This is a genomic window from Acidiluteibacter sp., assembly GCF_055129545.1.
Window position 1 is genome coordinate 1 of record NZ_JBSRUB010000009.1, and the last position, 17,132, is coordinate 17,132.

14 protein-coding genes and 1 tRNA gene are annotated in these 17,132 nt (G+C 37.2%); 7 read left to right on the top strand and 8 right to left on the bottom strand.

Going from position 1 to position 17,132, the window contains the following annotated elements:
• Nucleotides 1-366: 366 nt before the first annotated feature.
• Genes ACTB0X_RS03685 through ACTB0X_RS03695 form a run of 3 tightly spaced genes read right to left on the bottom strand, consistent with a single transcriptional unit; the run spans nt 367 to nt 8,607 of the window.
• Nucleotides 367-1,875, bottom strand: coding sequence for a T9SS type A sorting domain-containing protein (locus ACTB0X_RS03685; protein WP_463023640.1), 1,509 nt, complete (start codon nt 1,873-1,875; stop codon nt 367-369).
• 10 nt (nt 1,876-1,885) lie between these two features.
• A complete protein-coding gene (locus ACTB0X_RS03690) occupies nt 1,886-3,388 on the bottom strand; it encodes a T9SS type A sorting domain-containing protein (protein ID WP_463023641.1) in 1,503 nt (500 codons plus the stop codon).
• Nucleotides 3,385-8,607 carry a T9SS type A sorting domain-containing protein gene (locus tag ACTB0X_RS03695; RefSeq protein ID WP_463023642.1) on the bottom strand — a complete coding sequence of 1,741 codons (5,223 nt, stop codon included), beginning with the start codon at nt 8,605-8,607 and terminating at the stop codon, nt 3,385-3,387. Before ACTB0X_RS03695 ends, ACTB0X_RS03690 begins: the two co-directional genes overlap by 4 nt.
• Nucleotides 8,608-8,734: 127 nt before the next feature.
• Here ACTB0X_RS03695 and ACTB0X_RS03700 point away from each other — a divergent pair, with 127 nt between their 5' ends.
• Nucleotides 8,735-9,079 (top strand): helix-turn-helix domain-containing protein, encoded by a 345-nt coding sequence (locus ACTB0X_RS03700; RefSeq protein WP_463023643.1) that lies wholly within the window; start codon nt 8,735-8,737, stop codon nt 9,077-9,079.
• Nucleotides 9,076-10,371 carry an alkaline phosphatase D family protein gene (locus tag ACTB0X_RS03705; RefSeq protein WP_463023644.1) on the top strand — a complete coding sequence of 432 codons (1,296 nt, stop codon included), beginning with the start codon at nt 9,076-9,078 and terminating at the stop codon, nt 10,369-10,371. The genes ACTB0X_RS03700 and ACTB0X_RS03705 overlap by 4 nt, the downstream gene beginning before the upstream one ends.
• On the opposite strand, the gene ACTB0X_RS03710 is transcribed toward ACTB0X_RS03705, so the two are convergent.
• Both ACTB0X_RS03710 and ACTB0X_RS03715 read right to left on the bottom strand, forming a co-directional pair.
• Nucleotides 10,368-10,814, bottom strand: coding sequence for a DUF2141 domain-containing protein (locus ACTB0X_RS03710; protein ID WP_463023645.1), 447 nt, complete (start codon nt 10,812-10,814; stop codon nt 10,368-10,370). The genes ACTB0X_RS03705 and ACTB0X_RS03710 overlap by 4 nt on opposite strands.
• An 8-nt stretch (nt 10,815-10,822) precedes the next feature.
• On the bottom strand, nt 10,823-12,079 hold the full coding sequence (locus tag ACTB0X_RS03715; protein WP_463023646.1) for a metallophosphoesterase: 1,257 nt from the start codon (nt 12,077-12,079) through the stop codon (nt 10,823-10,825).
• 188 nt (nt 12,080-12,267) lie between these two features.
• On the opposite strand from ACTB0X_RS03715, the gene ACTB0X_RS03720 reads away from it, so the two are divergent.
• From ACTB0X_RS03720 to ACTB0X_RS03740, 5 genes are all read left to right on the top strand, one after another.
• On the top strand, nt 12,268-13,218 hold the full coding sequence (locus tag ACTB0X_RS03720) for a DUF3078 domain-containing protein (protein WP_463023647.1): 951 nt from the start codon (nt 12,268-12,270) through the stop codon (nt 13,216-13,218).
• A gap of 152 nt (nt 13,219-13,370) precedes the next feature.
• Entirely contained in the window at nt 13,371-14,918 is a 1,548-nt protein-coding gene (gene amaB, locus ACTB0X_RS03725) for an L-piperidine-6-carboxylate dehydrogenase (RefSeq protein ID WP_463023648.1), read from the top strand.
• A gap of 171 nt (nt 14,919-15,089) precedes the next feature.
• Nucleotides 15,090-15,344 (top strand): hypothetical protein, encoded by a 255-nt coding sequence (locus ACTB0X_RS03730; RefSeq protein WP_160631756.1) that lies wholly within the window; start codon nt 15,090-15,092, stop codon nt 15,342-15,344.
• A gap of 28 nt (nt 15,345-15,372) precedes the next feature.
• Entirely contained in the window at nt 15,373-15,654 is a 282-nt protein-coding gene (locus tag ACTB0X_RS03735) for a TRL domain-containing protein (RefSeq protein ID WP_463023649.1), read from the top strand.
• A 16-nt stretch (nt 15,655-15,670) separates the two neighbouring features.
• Nucleotides 15,671-15,961: a TRL domain-containing protein gene (locus ACTB0X_RS03740; protein ID WP_463023650.1), complete on the top strand. Its 291-nt coding sequence runs from the start codon at nt 15,671-15,673 to the stop codon at nt 15,959-15,961.
• Nucleotides 15,962-16,025: 64 nt separating this feature from the next.
• Here ACTB0X_RS03740 and ACTB0X_RS03745 read toward each other — a convergent pair whose 3' ends face one another.
• From ACTB0X_RS03745 to folB, 3 genes are all read right to left on the bottom strand, one after another.
• Nucleotides 16,026-16,592 carry an anthranilate synthase component II gene (locus ACTB0X_RS03745; protein ID WP_463023651.1) on the bottom strand — a complete coding sequence of 189 codons (567 nt, stop codon included), beginning with the start codon at nt 16,590-16,592 and terminating at the stop codon, nt 16,026-16,028.
• Between the two features lie 58 nt (nt 16,593-16,650).
• Nucleotides 16,651-16,721, bottom strand: a tRNA-Cys gene (locus ACTB0X_RS03750).
• Between the two features lie 55 nt (nt 16,722-16,776).
• Nucleotides 16,777-17,130 carry a dihydroneopterin aldolase gene (gene folB / locus ACTB0X_RS03755; protein WP_463023652.1) on the bottom strand — a complete coding sequence of 118 codons (354 nt, stop codon included), beginning with the start codon at nt 17,128-17,130 and terminating at the stop codon, nt 16,777-16,779.
• Nucleotides 17,131-17,132: the final 2 nt, after the last annotated feature.

Below are 17,132 nucleotides of genomic sequence, written 5' to 3' on the forward strand. Positions count from 1 at the left end.
CCAAAATGAACCAAAAGTTCAAGGCTTTGACCAATTCACTTCAATTTATCTCCTACAGCCTAAGACATTCGTCGGATCTCCTCAATTCTTCGGAGCTAGACGAATTTACTAAGGCTCTACTTCGAAAATCTCGAGAATCACTCAAGGCCAATCACACAAATTAACCTTAATTAAAAAATGAACATTTGTTATCGCTTTGAAATTTGAATGTTTGTTTCAAAATAAAAATGTCATGAAACCTTTGTCATCCAGAGCTTTGTGAGTTTACATTGAGCTGCGTCGAAATGAAGGATAGACAAAGGTTTAAGCGAAATGTTATACTTAACTGGATGTAAAGATTTTAATATCTCAAAGATAGTTAGTTAACTACCTCCCAACCACCACTTTCTCCGTGCTCACCCCATGCTCTGAAATGACTTTCAGAAAGTAAATGCCATTTTTTAAGCCATTGACAGAAATAGAATTCACCTTTTGATGAAACGATTGCACCACTTTTCCTTGCAGATCGTAGAACTGAATAGAAGTAATGCGTGCATTGGGCAAAAACTCCAAATACAACTGCTCTCGCACAGGATTAGGATACACTTTTAATATTGCTTTTGTTTGTTGTCGCTTTTCTAAACCAACGGTTTGCATTTCATGAATGCGAATAATGGGTTGAGTGGGCACTCCATCCCAATGTGTCCAATCTCCCATTACATAATATCCCCCAAATTTTGATTGGACTATATGTGAAACTCCTCCTTGAAATTGAAAAATGATAGTTGTATCAGGGCCCCTTGATGTAAAATATTGCGGCTCTATATTACCTATTGAATCTAACTTCACTAAGCTATTTTTAAATACCCCTTGAACCTGATTAAAAGAGCCTCCAACTAAATACCCATTGTCCGGGGTTTTGATCACACTGCCGACATTTGCTCCAGTTGAAGCTGAATCAATTGGTCTCCCCAAATTATTAAATGTAGTATCTAGGCTTCCATCAGCATTTAATCTAAGCATGGAGAACCATTCAGTAGGATGGTCAACCACTTGAAAATTGCCAACAATAAAAATTTTCCCATCTTTTTCAATCAAATTTGGCCGAAACCCTCCATTTCCTGGAACAATGGGGCTGTGAAAAGTAGTATCTAATGTGCCGTCCAAATAGATGCGACACAATCCGTTTACGGTATGTCCATCGTATTGGGTAAATTTACGGGGCAATCCAAACACCAATAAACGGGTGCTATCGTATGGCCAAAAGCCAGAAACTGTTCCATTGGCAGTGTGCTGAAAAGTGGAATCGAAATACCCCAAAGAGTCTACTTTAATAATAGCTTGTGAAAGATAAGTATTCGGAGGGTTCCTGATTAAACATCGATTTGGATTCCCATCCCAACTATTGGTCATTAAAGAGGAGCCATTGGGGAAAAAATACGGCCACGCAGCTTGCGAACAAGACACTGTCTGTTGATACATTTGAAACCAATTTTGCCACACTAAATTACCATCTATATCCATTGGTATATACCACCCTCCGCCCCCATAACCAGAGATAAAAACACTGTCGTTAATGGGAAAAAAAAATGTCATATTGCTCGCACTTGAACCTATAAAATTATAATTTCGACTTCCATCTCTGTGTATACTCATTAAAGAATAAAAGGGATCGTTACCTAAAAACTTCCTAAAACCGCCTGCAACATGCAACCCACCATTCAATGGATTTTCCCAGACATTTCCAATGTATCCTTTCCCAAGCCCTTGCGTAATGTTAAAAAAAGGTTGAAAAGTAGTATCTAATGAAAAAGAAGGCTGAGCACACAGCTCAGCCTTCTTTCCTATTGCTAGAAAAATAAATACTATAAATAAATATACTATTGCCTTTCTCATTTTTGAATGATTAGTTTGAAACCACCACTTTCTCCGTACTCACCCCATGCTCTGAAATGACTTTTAGAAAGTAAATGCCATTTTTTAAGCCGTTGACAGAAATAGAGTTCACCTTATAGCCAAATGATTGCACCACTTTGCCTTGCAGATCGTACAACTGAATAGAAGTAATGCGTGCATTGGGCAAAAACTCCAAATACAACTGCTCTTGAACAGGATTAGGATACACTTTTAGTAATACTGACTCTTGCTCGTTCTTCTTCAAACCAACGGTTTGCATTTCATGAATGCGAATGATGGGTTGAGTGGGCACTCCATCCCAATGTGTCCAATCTCCCATTACATAATACCCCCCAAATTTTGATTCAACAATCTTTGAAATTCCACCTTGAAATTGAAAAAGGATAGTTGTGTCTGGGCCTCTTGAGGTAAAATACTGCGGCTCTATATTTCCGTTAGAATCCAACTTTACAATGCTATTTTTAAATACCCCTTGAACTTGATTAAAAGCACCTCCAACCAAATACCCATTGTCAGGAGTTTTGACCACACTTCCTATTTGTGATCCAGTTGAGGCTGAATCTATTGGTCTTCCCAAATTATTAAAAGTAGTATCTAGACTTCCATCGGCATTGAGTTTCAGCATGGAAAACCATTCAGTAGGGTGATCGAACACTTGAAAATTTCCGATAATAAAGAATTTGCCGTCCTTCTCTATCAGATTAGGCCGAAACCCTCCATTTCCTGGCACAATAGGGCTGTGAAAAGTAGTATCTAATGTGCCGTCCAAATAGATGCGGCACAATCCATTTACTGTATGCCCATCATATTGGGTAAACTTACGGGGAAACCCAAACACCAAGAGTCGAGTGCTGTCGTAGGGCCAAAAACCAGTAACTGTACCATTCGCAGTGTGCTGAAAAGTGGAATCGAAATATCCCAAAGAGTCTACTTTAATAATGGCTTGTGAAAGATAAGTATTGGGAGGATTACTGATTAAGCATCGATTTGGATTGCCGTCCCAACTGTTGGTCATTAAAGAGGATCCATTCGGAAAGAAATACGGCCAAGCTGCAGCCGAACAGTCTACCGTTTGTTGATACATCTGCAACCAATTCGTCCACATGGGATTTCCGTCTATGTCCATGGGAAAATAAAATCCACTAGAACCAGAGATAAAAACACTGTCGTTGATGGGGTAAAAGAATGTCATATCTTCTACATTAAACCCCTGAAAGTTATAGTTGCGACTCCCATCTCTATATGTACTCAAAATAGAGTAATAGGGGTCATTTCCTAAAAATTTTCTAAAACTCCCTGCCATATGCAACCCACCATTCAATGGATTTTCCCAGACATTTCCAATGTATCCTTTCCCAAGCCCTTGCGTAATATTAAAAAAGGGTTGAAAAGTAGTATCTAATGAAAACGAAGGCTGAGCATGCAGCTCAGCCTTCGTTCCTATAAATTGGAAATAAAATAGTATAATAATAACGATTAATCCCTTTTTCATTTTTGAATGATTAGTTTTCCTTGGTGCACAACTGCTCCATCTTGAAGCACTTCATAAAGATACGCACCATTTTCTAAATGATTGACATCAATGGTAGTTTTTGTACTGTTTATGGGTTTTTCCAATAACACTTGACCATTGATTGCATACACCCGCATAGTTCTAGACCCTTCTGTTTCCTCTCCTTCAAAAGTAAGGTCTACAGAAGTCTTTGCAGGATTAGGAATCACTTGGTAGTTACCTTGCAAAGCATTTGCAGAAGCAGTATTCATATTATAAATTCGTCGGCTTCTTTTTCTCCCTTCGGGAGCTTCAAAAGAAGTACATTCTCCATACCCAAAACAAAGTATGTTTTGCGCCATTTGAGATGAACGTCCAGTTTTCAGTTCGGCAATGGTTCTCAGTGTACCCAACGCTTCTTCACCTAAATCTAAAATTGCGGTATTGCTTTCACCAAGACCTTGTCTAAAATCTATGTAATCTTTCAAATTGTTGTGTTCATTTTGATTCCACTCCGACATTTCTGGCCCTTCTTCAATTTCAGCAATAAGGGTGCTCACTTCCTCAAAGTCGTTGTTTTCAATTGCCAATTCCACCATTCTATACACGGATGCTGGGTGCTTTCGAGCAGCCAATAGACTCTCTAAGCTGTCATTGTGATCCAAACTATCGGTCATGTAATAGTGCATCAATTGATTGGAAGCAATTCCCATTTCAGCATTGGTTACAGCAATTTGGTTTTCCAAAATGGTACGTGGTGTTTCTCCACTCCAATTTTGATAAATCAACTGAATCATGGATTCCGGCAAGGTATTCGGAATCTCATTTTGCAAGAAGTTTAAGAAATCTTCGTTTCTAGTGGCATCCATATTCGCCAAGCATATTTCTAACAATAGGGCATCCGTTAAGATCCCGGTCTCTGCTGCTTCTCGCAATGCTTGCTCTGACAAATAAGGTGCTTGGCTCATTAATTCGTCCCTTAAATCTTGGGCTTCGTTGTTCCAACTCATGTTAATGGCTTGCAGCAATGAATCCGTATTCCCTCCATCTATGTTCTGAAAATAGGTATACAATAATGCATCGTATTCATCCCTCAATCTGTAGAATTCACTGTTTAGGTTATTTACTACATTGCCTCCATAAGAACTTTTAAACAACTGAGCACAACTGTTGGTGTTAGCTGTATGCAATTGCATGATTAATCCAGGAGGAGTCACCTTATTGGTTTGCATTTGCTCTGCAGTAGAATTGTAGTAGTAAACGATTCCTTGATTGCTAGCATTCTCTAATTGTAAAAAATTATTCATGGTTGGAGGGAATTGATTCCCTGCAGATTCCGATGGAGAATGTGCCCCTTGATAGGTGCGAATTCCATGATTATTACTATTTTGACCATTTGGATCTTCTTCAACCTTTACATCAGTACCATTAAAAAAGGTATTGCACAAATACTGCATGCCTTCGTATTGGTTTTGATTCCTATTCAACCCAAAAAACCATGCCCCCATTGAATTGTTTTGAAAATTATTTCGATACACTTGATTGGCTTCCGTACCTGATTCTTTAATCAACAGTCCAACGGTATTTAAGTTAGATATTGAAGTGTTACTTCCTATTAAATTGGCTTCTATTTCAAAACCTGTAGATTGGTAATTGTACAATCCAATTTGATTCGGATTATTATATCCAATTTTTGCAGTAGCTCCAATGGTGACATTGTTTCTAATGAATCGAAAGTTGTCCAATGCTTCAATTACTGTCGCTTGCATATTGCCTTCAAAATCGGTTTGGTCTACAGCAATCGTATTGGAGGTACTAGAACCTAACGCATGCACCCCAATGTTAAAGTTTTTAACTTTAGAACGAGTCAAATTATTAACAGGACAAGAGTTTCCTTGGTTAGGAAGGCTGCAATCTCCTTTTAATTGATAACCTGCATCAATAGAAAAGATGGCGCTTCCACTATTCAGGCTAAATGTGCCAACTGTAGTTCGGTTGTCCGAAAACTCACACCCTTTAAATTGAACCCCTCTTACATCCCAAAGTGTCACTTGGTTTATTTCTCCAAGTCCTTCAGGATTAAAATTGTCGTCTAAAATAAATTTACAACGGGTAAAGCTACTGATGTTGGGTTTTTTGTAAGACATGAATTGAACCGCTCTTCTACAGTTTTTAAAAGTAGCATCTTCAGCTATAATAATTCCTCCCATGGAGCCCCAATCGTCCGTTTTCATTAAACTTACAGCAGTGTGTGCATTTTCAATCACTGCATTATTCTTAAGTATTAATTTTCCTTGATTGGTAGACGCTTGAGTTAAATTAGATTTTCCCCAAACTTCAATACCTGACCAAAAAGTACCACAGTCATTTTTAATGGTTCCACCGTCTACTTCTAACGTACCACCAGCTTCAACAAAAATATGACCGTTATAAGGCATATGAAGTGTGCCTTGAATGACTAAGGTCATGCCTTCCTTTATTCTCAAATTATTTTCTAAGTATCTATTTTCTGTCCAAGTAGTATTAATGTCTATTACTTTTTCGTTACCTGCTCTATTAGGTTCAGGTAAGTCAAGACTCCATACTCCTCTACCGTACGTAGCAGCGAATAACTTATTCGAGCACGCATTTATTCTTAGCTCACGAACCTGAACATTTGGAATGCTTGGCACTTTTGTCCAAACATTTGTTCCTCCTTCAGTGGTATATACACCTGCATTGGTAGCTATAAACAACATATCATTCGTTCCTTCTACTACCACAATATTATTCGTCGGAAGCTCAGGTAAAGTTCCGGTTGGATCAGCGTTAGCCCATGTGTTTCCTCCATCAGTAGTTTGAAAAACTCTAAATTTATCCTCATAGCCACCAACCGAGATCCATACTTTTTCGTGATCGGAAGGACTTATTGCAATTCCTGAGATGTATGGAGGTGCTGTCTTTGTAGTTGGAGGATTAGTGTTCGAAGTATAGGTAATCATAGGTAAATTTGCAGTAATATTTTCAAAAACCGTACTGGCAGGTTTTCCAGCTGAAACATCAGTATAAACGCCATTACTTAATCCGGTCGTCGATCTATACAGATTAGTACCGTTAGAATAGCTTGCCAAAGTCACTGCATAGACATAATCAGGATTTGATTTAGAAATATCAAACTCTGACACTTGCCGTTCATATCTACTCACTGTATCATTTTTACCAGATAAGTCAAAATCTGCATATAAGTCAGACTCTACCTTATAAGGGTTAGCTGCGCTTGAATTGCTTGATGGCATTGAAAAATCTGCATTATTTGAAGAGTACAAATCAGAAAATCCATAAATTGCCTTGTGCGTTTCTGGATGATCTATGATTTGAAATTGAGCTGGGACAGCTTCTAACCTCTTATAATCCCCAATAAAATTAGGAGGGTTGATGGCACTTGGTAATGCGTCCCATGGCAATCCGAAATTGTAAAACGAATAGTTTATATCCATTGCATATTTCGGGTTTTGTCCATTTCCTTTAGTATCATCAGTAATTTGAAATCCATATCCATCACCGCCGCCTTGTCTCGTCCAAGCTTGGCCACCCGAAAAGAGTGGTTTATATACATTTACTCCATTATCTTGTCGGCCAATTCCAACAATGTTTGAATTTACTTTTGACACATCAAACGACCAAATCAAACTAGTATTCAAGCCATTATTTTTATAAACCCAACCATTCTCATTATTTGAACTAATGTCTTTTAAGCTAATACCTCCATGGTGTCCACAGAACATTTTAGGATTGGGGGTATTTGGTTGAAAGATCAATTCATGAACATCAGCATGAAACTGACCACCTGCAACATAAGGCGCTTGACCTATGAAACTGCTATTTGGTGCTGTAATATCTGTACTACCTTTCACTTTGGTATACCCGATATAAACCTTTTCAGGGTCTACAGGAGAAACCGCAATGGCCATCCAGCTTACTGGGTATGAATTATAACCATCAGGTTTAACTTCTCCCTTACTATTCACATAAAAAGGTTGAATGGTATAATTCAATTCTTCCCATTGTCCATTTTTTAACATATAGACATAGACCGCTTGATGGTGGTAATTTGTTACAGGATTAAATTCAGTACCATTAATATAGGCATACAATCTATCGGGAGCTGCTGGCGTTACCGTAATGTTTATTCTTTTAACCGAAAAATTTGAATTAAAAGTGGCTAAATCTAAACCAGTCCCAGGACCAGTCATAGAGGTCCAGACATTCCCTCCATTTGTTGATTTAAAAATATCTTTACTAGACGTATAAACTATGTTAGAGTTTGTTGGATGAAACTCCAACCCTCTATAATCATCCATCCAATTAGTGTTGTTATTCACGTTTAACTTGGTCCATGAAGGAGCGTTTACATCAGTTGCATTAGATGAACGGTAAAGCCCCCTTGAGGTAGCTACAAATAGAATACTCTCATCATTTGGGTTTATCCTCAATTGTCTACACACACCACCGTCAGCAAAATTGATTGGATTGTTTGCTGCATCTTTCGTTAATCCTAAATTAATAGGGTTCCAACTCAGTCCATCATCTAAAGATCGATATACTCCGATCGTAAAATTGGGGTTTCTACCATCAAGATTAGTATTGTAATCAATGACAAAGTCTCTTTCATCACCATCGCCAGTACAAACAAATAACTTATTTGTATTCTGATGACTTATGGCAATACCCGAAACAGATGTGATAGGCAACTGATCATCTGTACCATGCACCAACCAGTTATTTCCACCATCTGTTGATTTCCAAAGACCACCATGAAAAGAACCGGCATACATCACTTTATTTGTCGTGCCATTATAATTTGGATCAAAAGCAATTCTATTGATTTGACCATTTCCATCACCCCCAGAATTTGATGGAGTTCCAATAGGCCCAATTTCTGTTGAATTACTGCTTCCTCCAGTTAAAGAATTAGAATTACTAGGTGCCACAAAGTTATTGGCATAATTTATAATACCTGCTGAAGCAACCGATGGGTTTCCATGTGGAGATAATTGTGATCTCCACATTAAATCTGCTCTTACTATTGTTTTCGTATCATAACTCTTTGAAGAATCGGGTAACCTTTTCAATGAATCAAGATTTAATATACTCATAGTAGTATAAAAATTATTAATTGTTGTTTGTCCGTAACTAATAACAGAAAGCAACAATAACGGGATGACTAAATTTTTTCTCATTTTTTAAATTATTTAGGATTAAGCCATAAAACTACATTCTAAATAAAAGTTAAAAAATATTTAACATTTCTAATTTATTCATATTCGGAATAATATATTATATTTGATTTTTAAGAAACTGACTACTATGAAAATAGGAAAAACCCTACAGAAACTGCGAGAAATTCGTGGTTTTACCCAAGAAGGAATTGCCCACGAATTGGGAATATCTCAATCCGCATACAGTAAGATTGAGAATAATTCAGCTTCAATTAGCATTGAAAAAATGATGAAGCTTTCTAAAGTATTAAATATTCCGATGGAAAAAATACTCGTCTTTGAGATAGATGAATATGTGGAAAATTCAAAATCGATAAATGAGCCTATATTGGACTCTATCAATGCTCTAAAAGAATTGTACGAAACAAGAATTAACCATTTAAAAGAAGAAGTACTGTTTTTAAGAGATGAGTTGAAATCGAAAAGAACATGAACAAGCTCTTCGTCACTCTTTGCGTCCTATTATTTGCAACCACATTACCTGCTCAAATAAAATCCGGCCCCATGTTAGGGTATAATACCATGAGAGAAGTACTCGTTTGGGTTGAATTGGATCAATCTGAGCACGCTGAAATGATCTATTGGAAAGAAGGCAGCAACGATAGCATTCGATTAAAAAAAGAGGCGGTAGCGGAGCATCACAATACCATCAAGTTCATCACTCAATTGCTAGAGCCGGGTACCAATTACCTTTACCAAATTCGGGTTCCTAAAGCGAAATACAGCACTAAAGTCTTTCGTTTTAAAACTCAAACCAATTGGCAATTTAGAACTGATCCGCCAACCTTCAAAATGGCATTGGGCAGTTGTGCATACTTCAATGAATCTCAATACGACCGACCGGGAGAACCCTACGGACGCAACTATGGTATTTTTAATCAAATAGTGGCTCAACAGCCAGAGTTAATGCTGTGGTTGGGTGATAATTTTTACCTCCGTGATGCTGATTTGTATTCTAAAGCAGCTACTTTCTATCGCTACTCCACCGATAGAGCTACTCCAGAATTACAGCCTTTGCTTTCAGCTGCTCATCATTATGCCATTTGGGACGATCATGACTTTGGACCGAATGATGCCGATGGCAGTTATGTGGGAAAAGAGCAGAGCTTAGCAGCGTTTAAAACCTATTGGGGAAATCCATTTTATGGAGTCAATGATTTACCAGGAATTACCTCAGCTTTTGAATACAATGATGTTGATTTTTTCCTGTTAGATAATCGATATCAGCGAAATGCCAACAATAGAACCACTGGCGCAAAACAGATGCTTGGAACGCCACAAATAGAATGGTTGATCGATGGGTTGAAAAACAGCGATGCTCCTTTCAAATTAGTGGCCGTTGGTGGGCAAGTTTTGAATACTGCAGCAGTTTATGAGAACTATTCCATCTTCCCAGAAGAACGCGGTTTTTTGCTCAATAGAATCAAGGAAGAAGGCATTAAAGGCGTTGTTTTTGTGACTGGTGACCGCCATAAAACAGAATTGAGTCAATTAAAATTGACTGACGAAGTGAATATATACGATTTGACCGTTTCTCCATTGACAGCCAAGTATTACAACACGATTGATGAGGCCAATACCTTGCGAGTAGAAGGAACGCACACGGCTACAAATAACTTCGCGATTTTGGAATTCTCAGGTAGTTTAGAGAAACGAGTGATGAAGATTATGGTCTACAATTCTGAAGGAAAACTAGAGTGGGAAAGATCAATTTCACGTGATTAAATTTCTTTCATGTGAATCACTAGTTGTTGATTTGGAGCATTCATTTTAAATGCCACATCGTTAAACTTTGGAACACCAAATGTAATTTTCGGATAGTTTGAAAAACCAAAAGGTTCTGTTGGTATTCCAAACATGGACTTGTCAGCTTTTTCATTCAAATTGACATCGTGCAAAACAGCTATCGCATAAGTTCCATAAGCCAAATTTTTGATTTCAATATTGATTTCTGAATTTTGAACTACAACTGACTTAATATAAACCGCCTTTTCAGGATCGTTTGGCCAACCCTTTTCACCCTTAAACATTAAAATTCGAACCGCACCTTTAATGGGATTTACCTGATCTATTTTTAATGATAATGTTCCCGTATTCTTAGTAGTAAAAGATATTAGCACAAAGAAAAAAACCAACAATAACGCTCCAAATCCAACCTTAACTTTCATAAATCGTTCTAACCCCGTGTCAACTCTATAGTAGTAATTTCAGGAGGCATTCCTATGCGCCCAGGATAACCAATGTATCCAAACCCTCGATTCACATACAAATATCGGTTATCTTGCTGATACAATCCCGCCCATTCGTCATAAACATATTGGACTGGGCTCCATTTAAACCCAGGAATGTCAATCCCCATTTGCATGCCGTGTGTATGCCCGGAGAACATGGCATCAATATCAGGATACATCGGTAACACTTCTGCTTGCCAATGACTGGGATCGTGCGACAATAATAATTTTGTTGCGATGTCTTCAGTTCCTTTGATGGCTTCATTCAACTTACCATACTTTGGGAATCGCGCTTTAGCACCCCAATTTTCCACCCCAATAATGGCAATTTTTTCTCCATCAACTTCTAAGATATGGTTTTGGTTCACCAACAAATTCCAACCCATGGCTTTTTGAATATTGGCCAAATCAATTAAGTTTTGACGCTTTTCTTGAGGAGAACCCCAACTCACATAATCGCCATAATCGTGATTCCCAAACACTGAAAAAACGCCTAATGGCGCTTTTATTTTTGAAAAAGTAGAGATCCATTCTTTCATTTCTACTGCTTGATTATTCACCAAGTCTCCTGTAAAAAATACCACATCAGGCTTTTCTTTCAAGAGCATTTCCACCCCACCTTGCACAGCTGTTTTATTCCAAAAACTACCTGAATGGATGTCTGAAACTTGAACTATTTTTAGTCCTTCAAACGCCTTAGGCAAATTGGGCAATGGCAATTTAATTCGTCGTACTCGATAATCATGAGCACCAGATATAATTCCCCATGACATGGCGACTAATGGAGCGGCCCCAACAACCACAGCAGTTTTCAAAATAAATTGAGAACGTGGAATGTGACTTTCTTTATCTGAAACGATTGCTGGAGATGGATTTGAAAATTTTTGTACCAAAAACTGAATTCCCCTGCTAATATCATCTATCAATAAAAATACAGCGAAGAATACCTTTGCCAAGTAATTCATAAAAATCCCGACGAGGATAAACATTCGTACCGATTTTCCTAAAAGGTCCACGTTACTAAAATGATAAAGAAAAAAAGCAAACAAAGACAAAGCTGTAATTGACCAAAAGATAATTTTTACAGACTTTTGTGTCAGTTCTGAACTGTTTTGAAATAATGCTTTAACACCCTGAAATACATACCAGTCAATTAGTATAAAGAACAGTGCAAATAGTGGAATGATGATGATTTTATTCATAAATTTCTATTGAACTCCCAATATGATACCATTAAAGCAAAGATTTGTTCCGATTAGGTCTTTTTAATAACTATTCAGCGAATTTACTCATTGGAAGAAATACATTTTTTGTTATTTCGCAGATTGAATTATATTTAGTGTTTTTTAACACGCCTAAATGCTTAAACCAAAAATTAAAAATAACACGCATGAAGATTAAATCATCTATCATTTTAAGTTTTTTTGTTGCCAGTTTGTTGTTTATTTCAACAACTACTGCTCAAAACACACCTGCTCCAACTCCTGCTGCTGATACTAGTTATTGGTCAAAAGGCGGATTGGTTTCTTTCAATTTCTCACAAGTTGCATTGAGCAACTGGGCCGGTGGTGGTCAAAGTTCAGTCGCAGTAAATGGGTTTTTAAATGTGTTTGCCAAGTATAAAAAAGGCATTCACTCTTGGGACAATACGTTAGACCTTGGTTACGGGATATTCCAACAAGGAGGTGATGCATTCAGAAAAAGTGATGATAAGATCGATTTTACAACAAAATATGGTCGACAAGCATCTAAAGTTTGGTATTATACAGCTTTGGTCAACTTTAAGTCTCAGTTTGCACCTGGTTACAACTTCCCAGATGATTCTACGAAAATTTCTAATTTATTAGCTCCTGCTTATGTATTAGCTTCTATAGGTATGGACTACAAACCAAATGATAACTTCTCACTTTACCTTTCTCCTGTAACTGGAAAATTTACGATTGTAAATGATAGATCATTATCAGATGCAGGTGCTTTTGGAGTAGAAGGTGCAGAGTATGATACCGCTGGTGTAAAAATTAAAAACAGTAAACAATTTAGAGCAGAGATTGGGGGTTACCTTAAGGCTCAATTCAACAAAGACATTATGGAAAATATCAACTTCCAAACGAAATTGGAATTGTTCTCTAACTACATTGACAACCCACAAAATATAGATGTAAACTGGGAAACGATTATAGCAATGAAAGTAAATAAATTCATTACCGCTAATATTTCTGCAACCTTAGTTTATGATGATGATATTGATATTGCAATTGATGACGATACTAACTTGGATAGAAAAGGACCAAGAACACAATTTAAAGAAGTATTGAGTATCGGGTTGTCTTATAAATTCTAAGTTTTTTTAAACTATTTTAATTGAAACTCCACCTTTGACAAGGTGGAGTTTTTTTATGCTATCAATTTCCATATTCGATTTAAAATCTCTTTTTATCCAAAGTTTGAAATCCTACCTTTGCTGTTAAAGCATTGAAAAATAAACAAAAAAATATGAGTCTATCAAAAGTAGATATCTCTCAAGACTTGAAAACCTTGGGGTTGAAAGATATCAATCATGGAACATCGACAGGAAATAAGTGGATGGAAAACGGAACAAACCCTATTTCTTCACATTCACCAGTAGATGGAGCCTTAATTGGTAAAGTAGGAGTTACGACTCCAGAACAATACGAGCAAACTGTTCAGGCAGCTCAAAAGGCGTTTAAAGAGTGGAGAACTGTTCCTGCTCCGAAACGTGGAGAAATAGTAAGACAATTTGGAGAAAAGTTAAGAGAAAAGAAAGAAGCTCTAGGTAAGTTGGTTTCATACGAAATGGGAAAATCGTACCAAGAAGGGTTGGGAGAAGTTCAAGAGATGATTGACATCTGTGATTTTGCAGTGGGTTTATCTCGTCAATTGCATGGATTAACGATGCACTCTGAACGTCCAAACCACAGAATGTATGAGCAATATCATCCATTAGGAGTGGTGGGTATTATTTCAGCATTCAACTTTCCAGTAGCTGTTTGGGCATGGAACACTGCTTTGGCTTGGGTTTCAGGAGATGTTTGTATCTGGAAACCATCTGAAAAAGCGCCATTGTGTGGAGTTGCTTGTCAGAATATTATCGCTGAAGTTTTAGCAGAAAACAACCTTCCTGAAGGGATTAGCTGTTTGATTAACGGTGATTATAAGATTGGTGAATTAATGACACAGGACGGAAGAGTTCCTTTGGTGTCTGCAACTGGTTCTATCAGAATGGGTAAAATCGTATCTGAAACAGTAGGTAAACGATTGGGTAAATCATTGCTTGAATTAGGAGGAAACAATGCGATTATAATCACTGATTCTGCTGATTTAGAAATGTGTATTCCTGCAATGGTATTTGGAGCGGTTGGTACTTGTGGACAGCGTTGTACTTCTACTAGAAGATTAATTATTCACGAAAGTTTATACGACAAAGTAAAAGACCAATTGGTGAATGCTTACAAGCAATTGAGGATTGGAAATCCTTTGGATGAGAAGAATCACGTGGGTCCATTAATCGATCAAGACTCTGTCAATACTTATTTGGCAGCATTAGAAAAAGTGAAAGCGAGTGGCGGTAATGTAATCGTTGAAGGTGGAGTTTTTGAAGGGGAAGGATATGAGTCTGGCTGTTATGTAAAACCAGCAATCGCAGAAGCAGACAACTCTTGGGAGATTGTTCAGCATGAAACATTTGCTCCGATCCTTTACATCATGAAGTATAAAACGTTGGACGAAGCTCTAGAAATTCAGAATGGAGTGGTGCAAGGATTATCTTCAGCTATCATGACCAACAACATGCGTGAAATGGAATTGTTCCTTTCAACTCAAGGTTCAGACTGTGGAATTGCCAATGTGAATATCGGTACTTCTGGTGCTGAAATTGGCGGTGCTTTCGGTGGAGAAAAAGAAACTGGCGGCGGTAGAGAATCTGGTTCTGATGCATGGAAAGTATACATGAGAAGACAAACAAATACAATCAACTACGGAAACGACTTGCCTTTAGCACAAGGCATTAAGTTTGATTTGTAATTAAAAATTATAAGAATCATCAAAGAGGGTTAGCGTTTCTAACCCTCTTTTTTTTGTAATTTTTTTGAGATTAACTTTTCTTAACGATTTTAAATACATATAATTGTATCGTAATAAAGAGGCTCTAGTTTTAATAATCTAGAGTATTAGTAATTATTCTAACTATAAATTATGAAAAAATTAACATTAATGGCAGCAGTGATCTTTTCACTGTCTTCTTGCGTAGTGTATGAGTCACACACTGTAACTGGTAACCCTATTGGGACAAAAAAGGGAGTTGCTAAAGGTGGTGCTTTTAGTAAAGATAAAGACTTTACAATGGCTACTGCAGCAAAAAAAGGGAAAATTGATAAAATTGGAAGTGTAGACACAAAAGTAACTGTGTTCATTGTACCATTTTATAAAACAGTCGTTACAGGAGAGTAATACAGTTAATAACTTAAAAATAAATTAGATGAAAAATTTAAAATATATAGCAAGTGCAGCTATTTTGTCAGCAGTACTTTCTTCTTGTTCAGTAACTACTCCACTAGCAGTAACTGAAGTGCCAATTGGACCTAAAAAAGGAGTAAGTGAAACAACTGTTGTTTTTGGTTATATCCAATTAAACAAAGAGTACGGTGTAGCTGAGGCTGCCAAAAGAGGTAAAATTACTGGAGGAATATCTACTGTTGATGTTAAATACACCAACTATATTATATTCGGTAAGAAAGAGTTAATAGTAACAGGAGAATAATTAAAACGATAATATTATGAAATATATAAAATCACTAATAATAGTTTGCTTTGTAGGGGTGCTATCTTCTTGCTCTGTATCAGGACCATATACAGCTCCAAAAGCATTGGTTACCAAAAATAGCGTTGGTACAAAAGTAGGTATTGCTGAAAAGAAAACTTATTTTGGAATCATGTTTGGTTCTGCAGACCTAGGTATCGTAGCAGCAGCTAAGAAAGGAAATATTACAAAAATTGCAACTGTTGATTCAGAGATAGTAAGTGGATTTATTGTAACCAAGTATAGAACAAAAGTTACCGGAGAATAAGCACTCAGTATCTTTAAAGTTAAAATATAAAGGCGTTTACTTACTTTTAAGTAAACGCCTTTTTTTATCCCTCTACCCAATTACGAATTATCTCTAATCCATACTCTGTCAGTATGGATTCAGGATGAAATTGTACCCCATAGAGTGGCAATGTTTCATGTGAAAAAGCCATTACATTATTGCTATCATCCACCGCTTCACATACCAATTCCTTTGGTAAATCCGATTGTTGAATCACCCATGAGTGGTATCGCCCCACTTTAAATTGACTTGGCAACCCTTTGAAAATGGTGCGTGTTGAAAGTATAGAAATGGGAGTAGCTTCCCCATGCACTACTTGTGGCAAATTAATCAATTTACCACCAAATGACATCGCTAAAGCTTGATGACCTAAACAGACTCCTAAAATACTTTTAGAGTGCTTAAATCGATCAATTAGGGGCATGAGCAAACCAGCATCTTCAGGTAAACCAGGTCCAGGTGAAAGCACAATTTTATCATACTTTTCCACTTCGTCTAGCACAATTTTATCATTCCGAACGACATCTATAGTTACATCCGAAACCTTTTCCAAATAATGGAGCAAGTTATAAGTGAATGAATCGTAATTGTCTAACAGTAAAATCCGCATAAGTGCCATAAAAAAAGTCCCATCTCAACCCTTCAGTTAGGATGGAAATGGGACTTTGAGGTCTCGAGCGGATTCGAACCGCTGTGGATGGTTTTGCAGACCACTGCCTAGCCACTCGGCCACGAGACCCTTTTAATGAAGGCTCAAAATTACCAAATTGTTTCCTAAACTCCTTGGGTTTCTTTTATTTCTCTAAAAGGATTGAAACTGCCTTCACTTCACCACCCAAAGGAGGGTTTAACTTACTAACCTTTAGTCTAATATTAGAAATATCATTGAACTGTAGATACAATCGATCCATGATTCTTTGTGCCAAATGCTCTAACAATTTGGAAGTAATTTTCATTTCTTCTTGAACAATGGCATAGACTTTCTCATAATTCACAGTGCCTTCTAGATTGTCTTCAAGTGTAGCTTCTGACTTAAAATGCGTTTCAAAAGTTATATCAACCTCAAACTTTCCACCGATTTTATTTTCTTCTTCATAAAACCCATGATTAGCGAAAAACACCATTCCTTCTATGGAAATCTTATTCATAT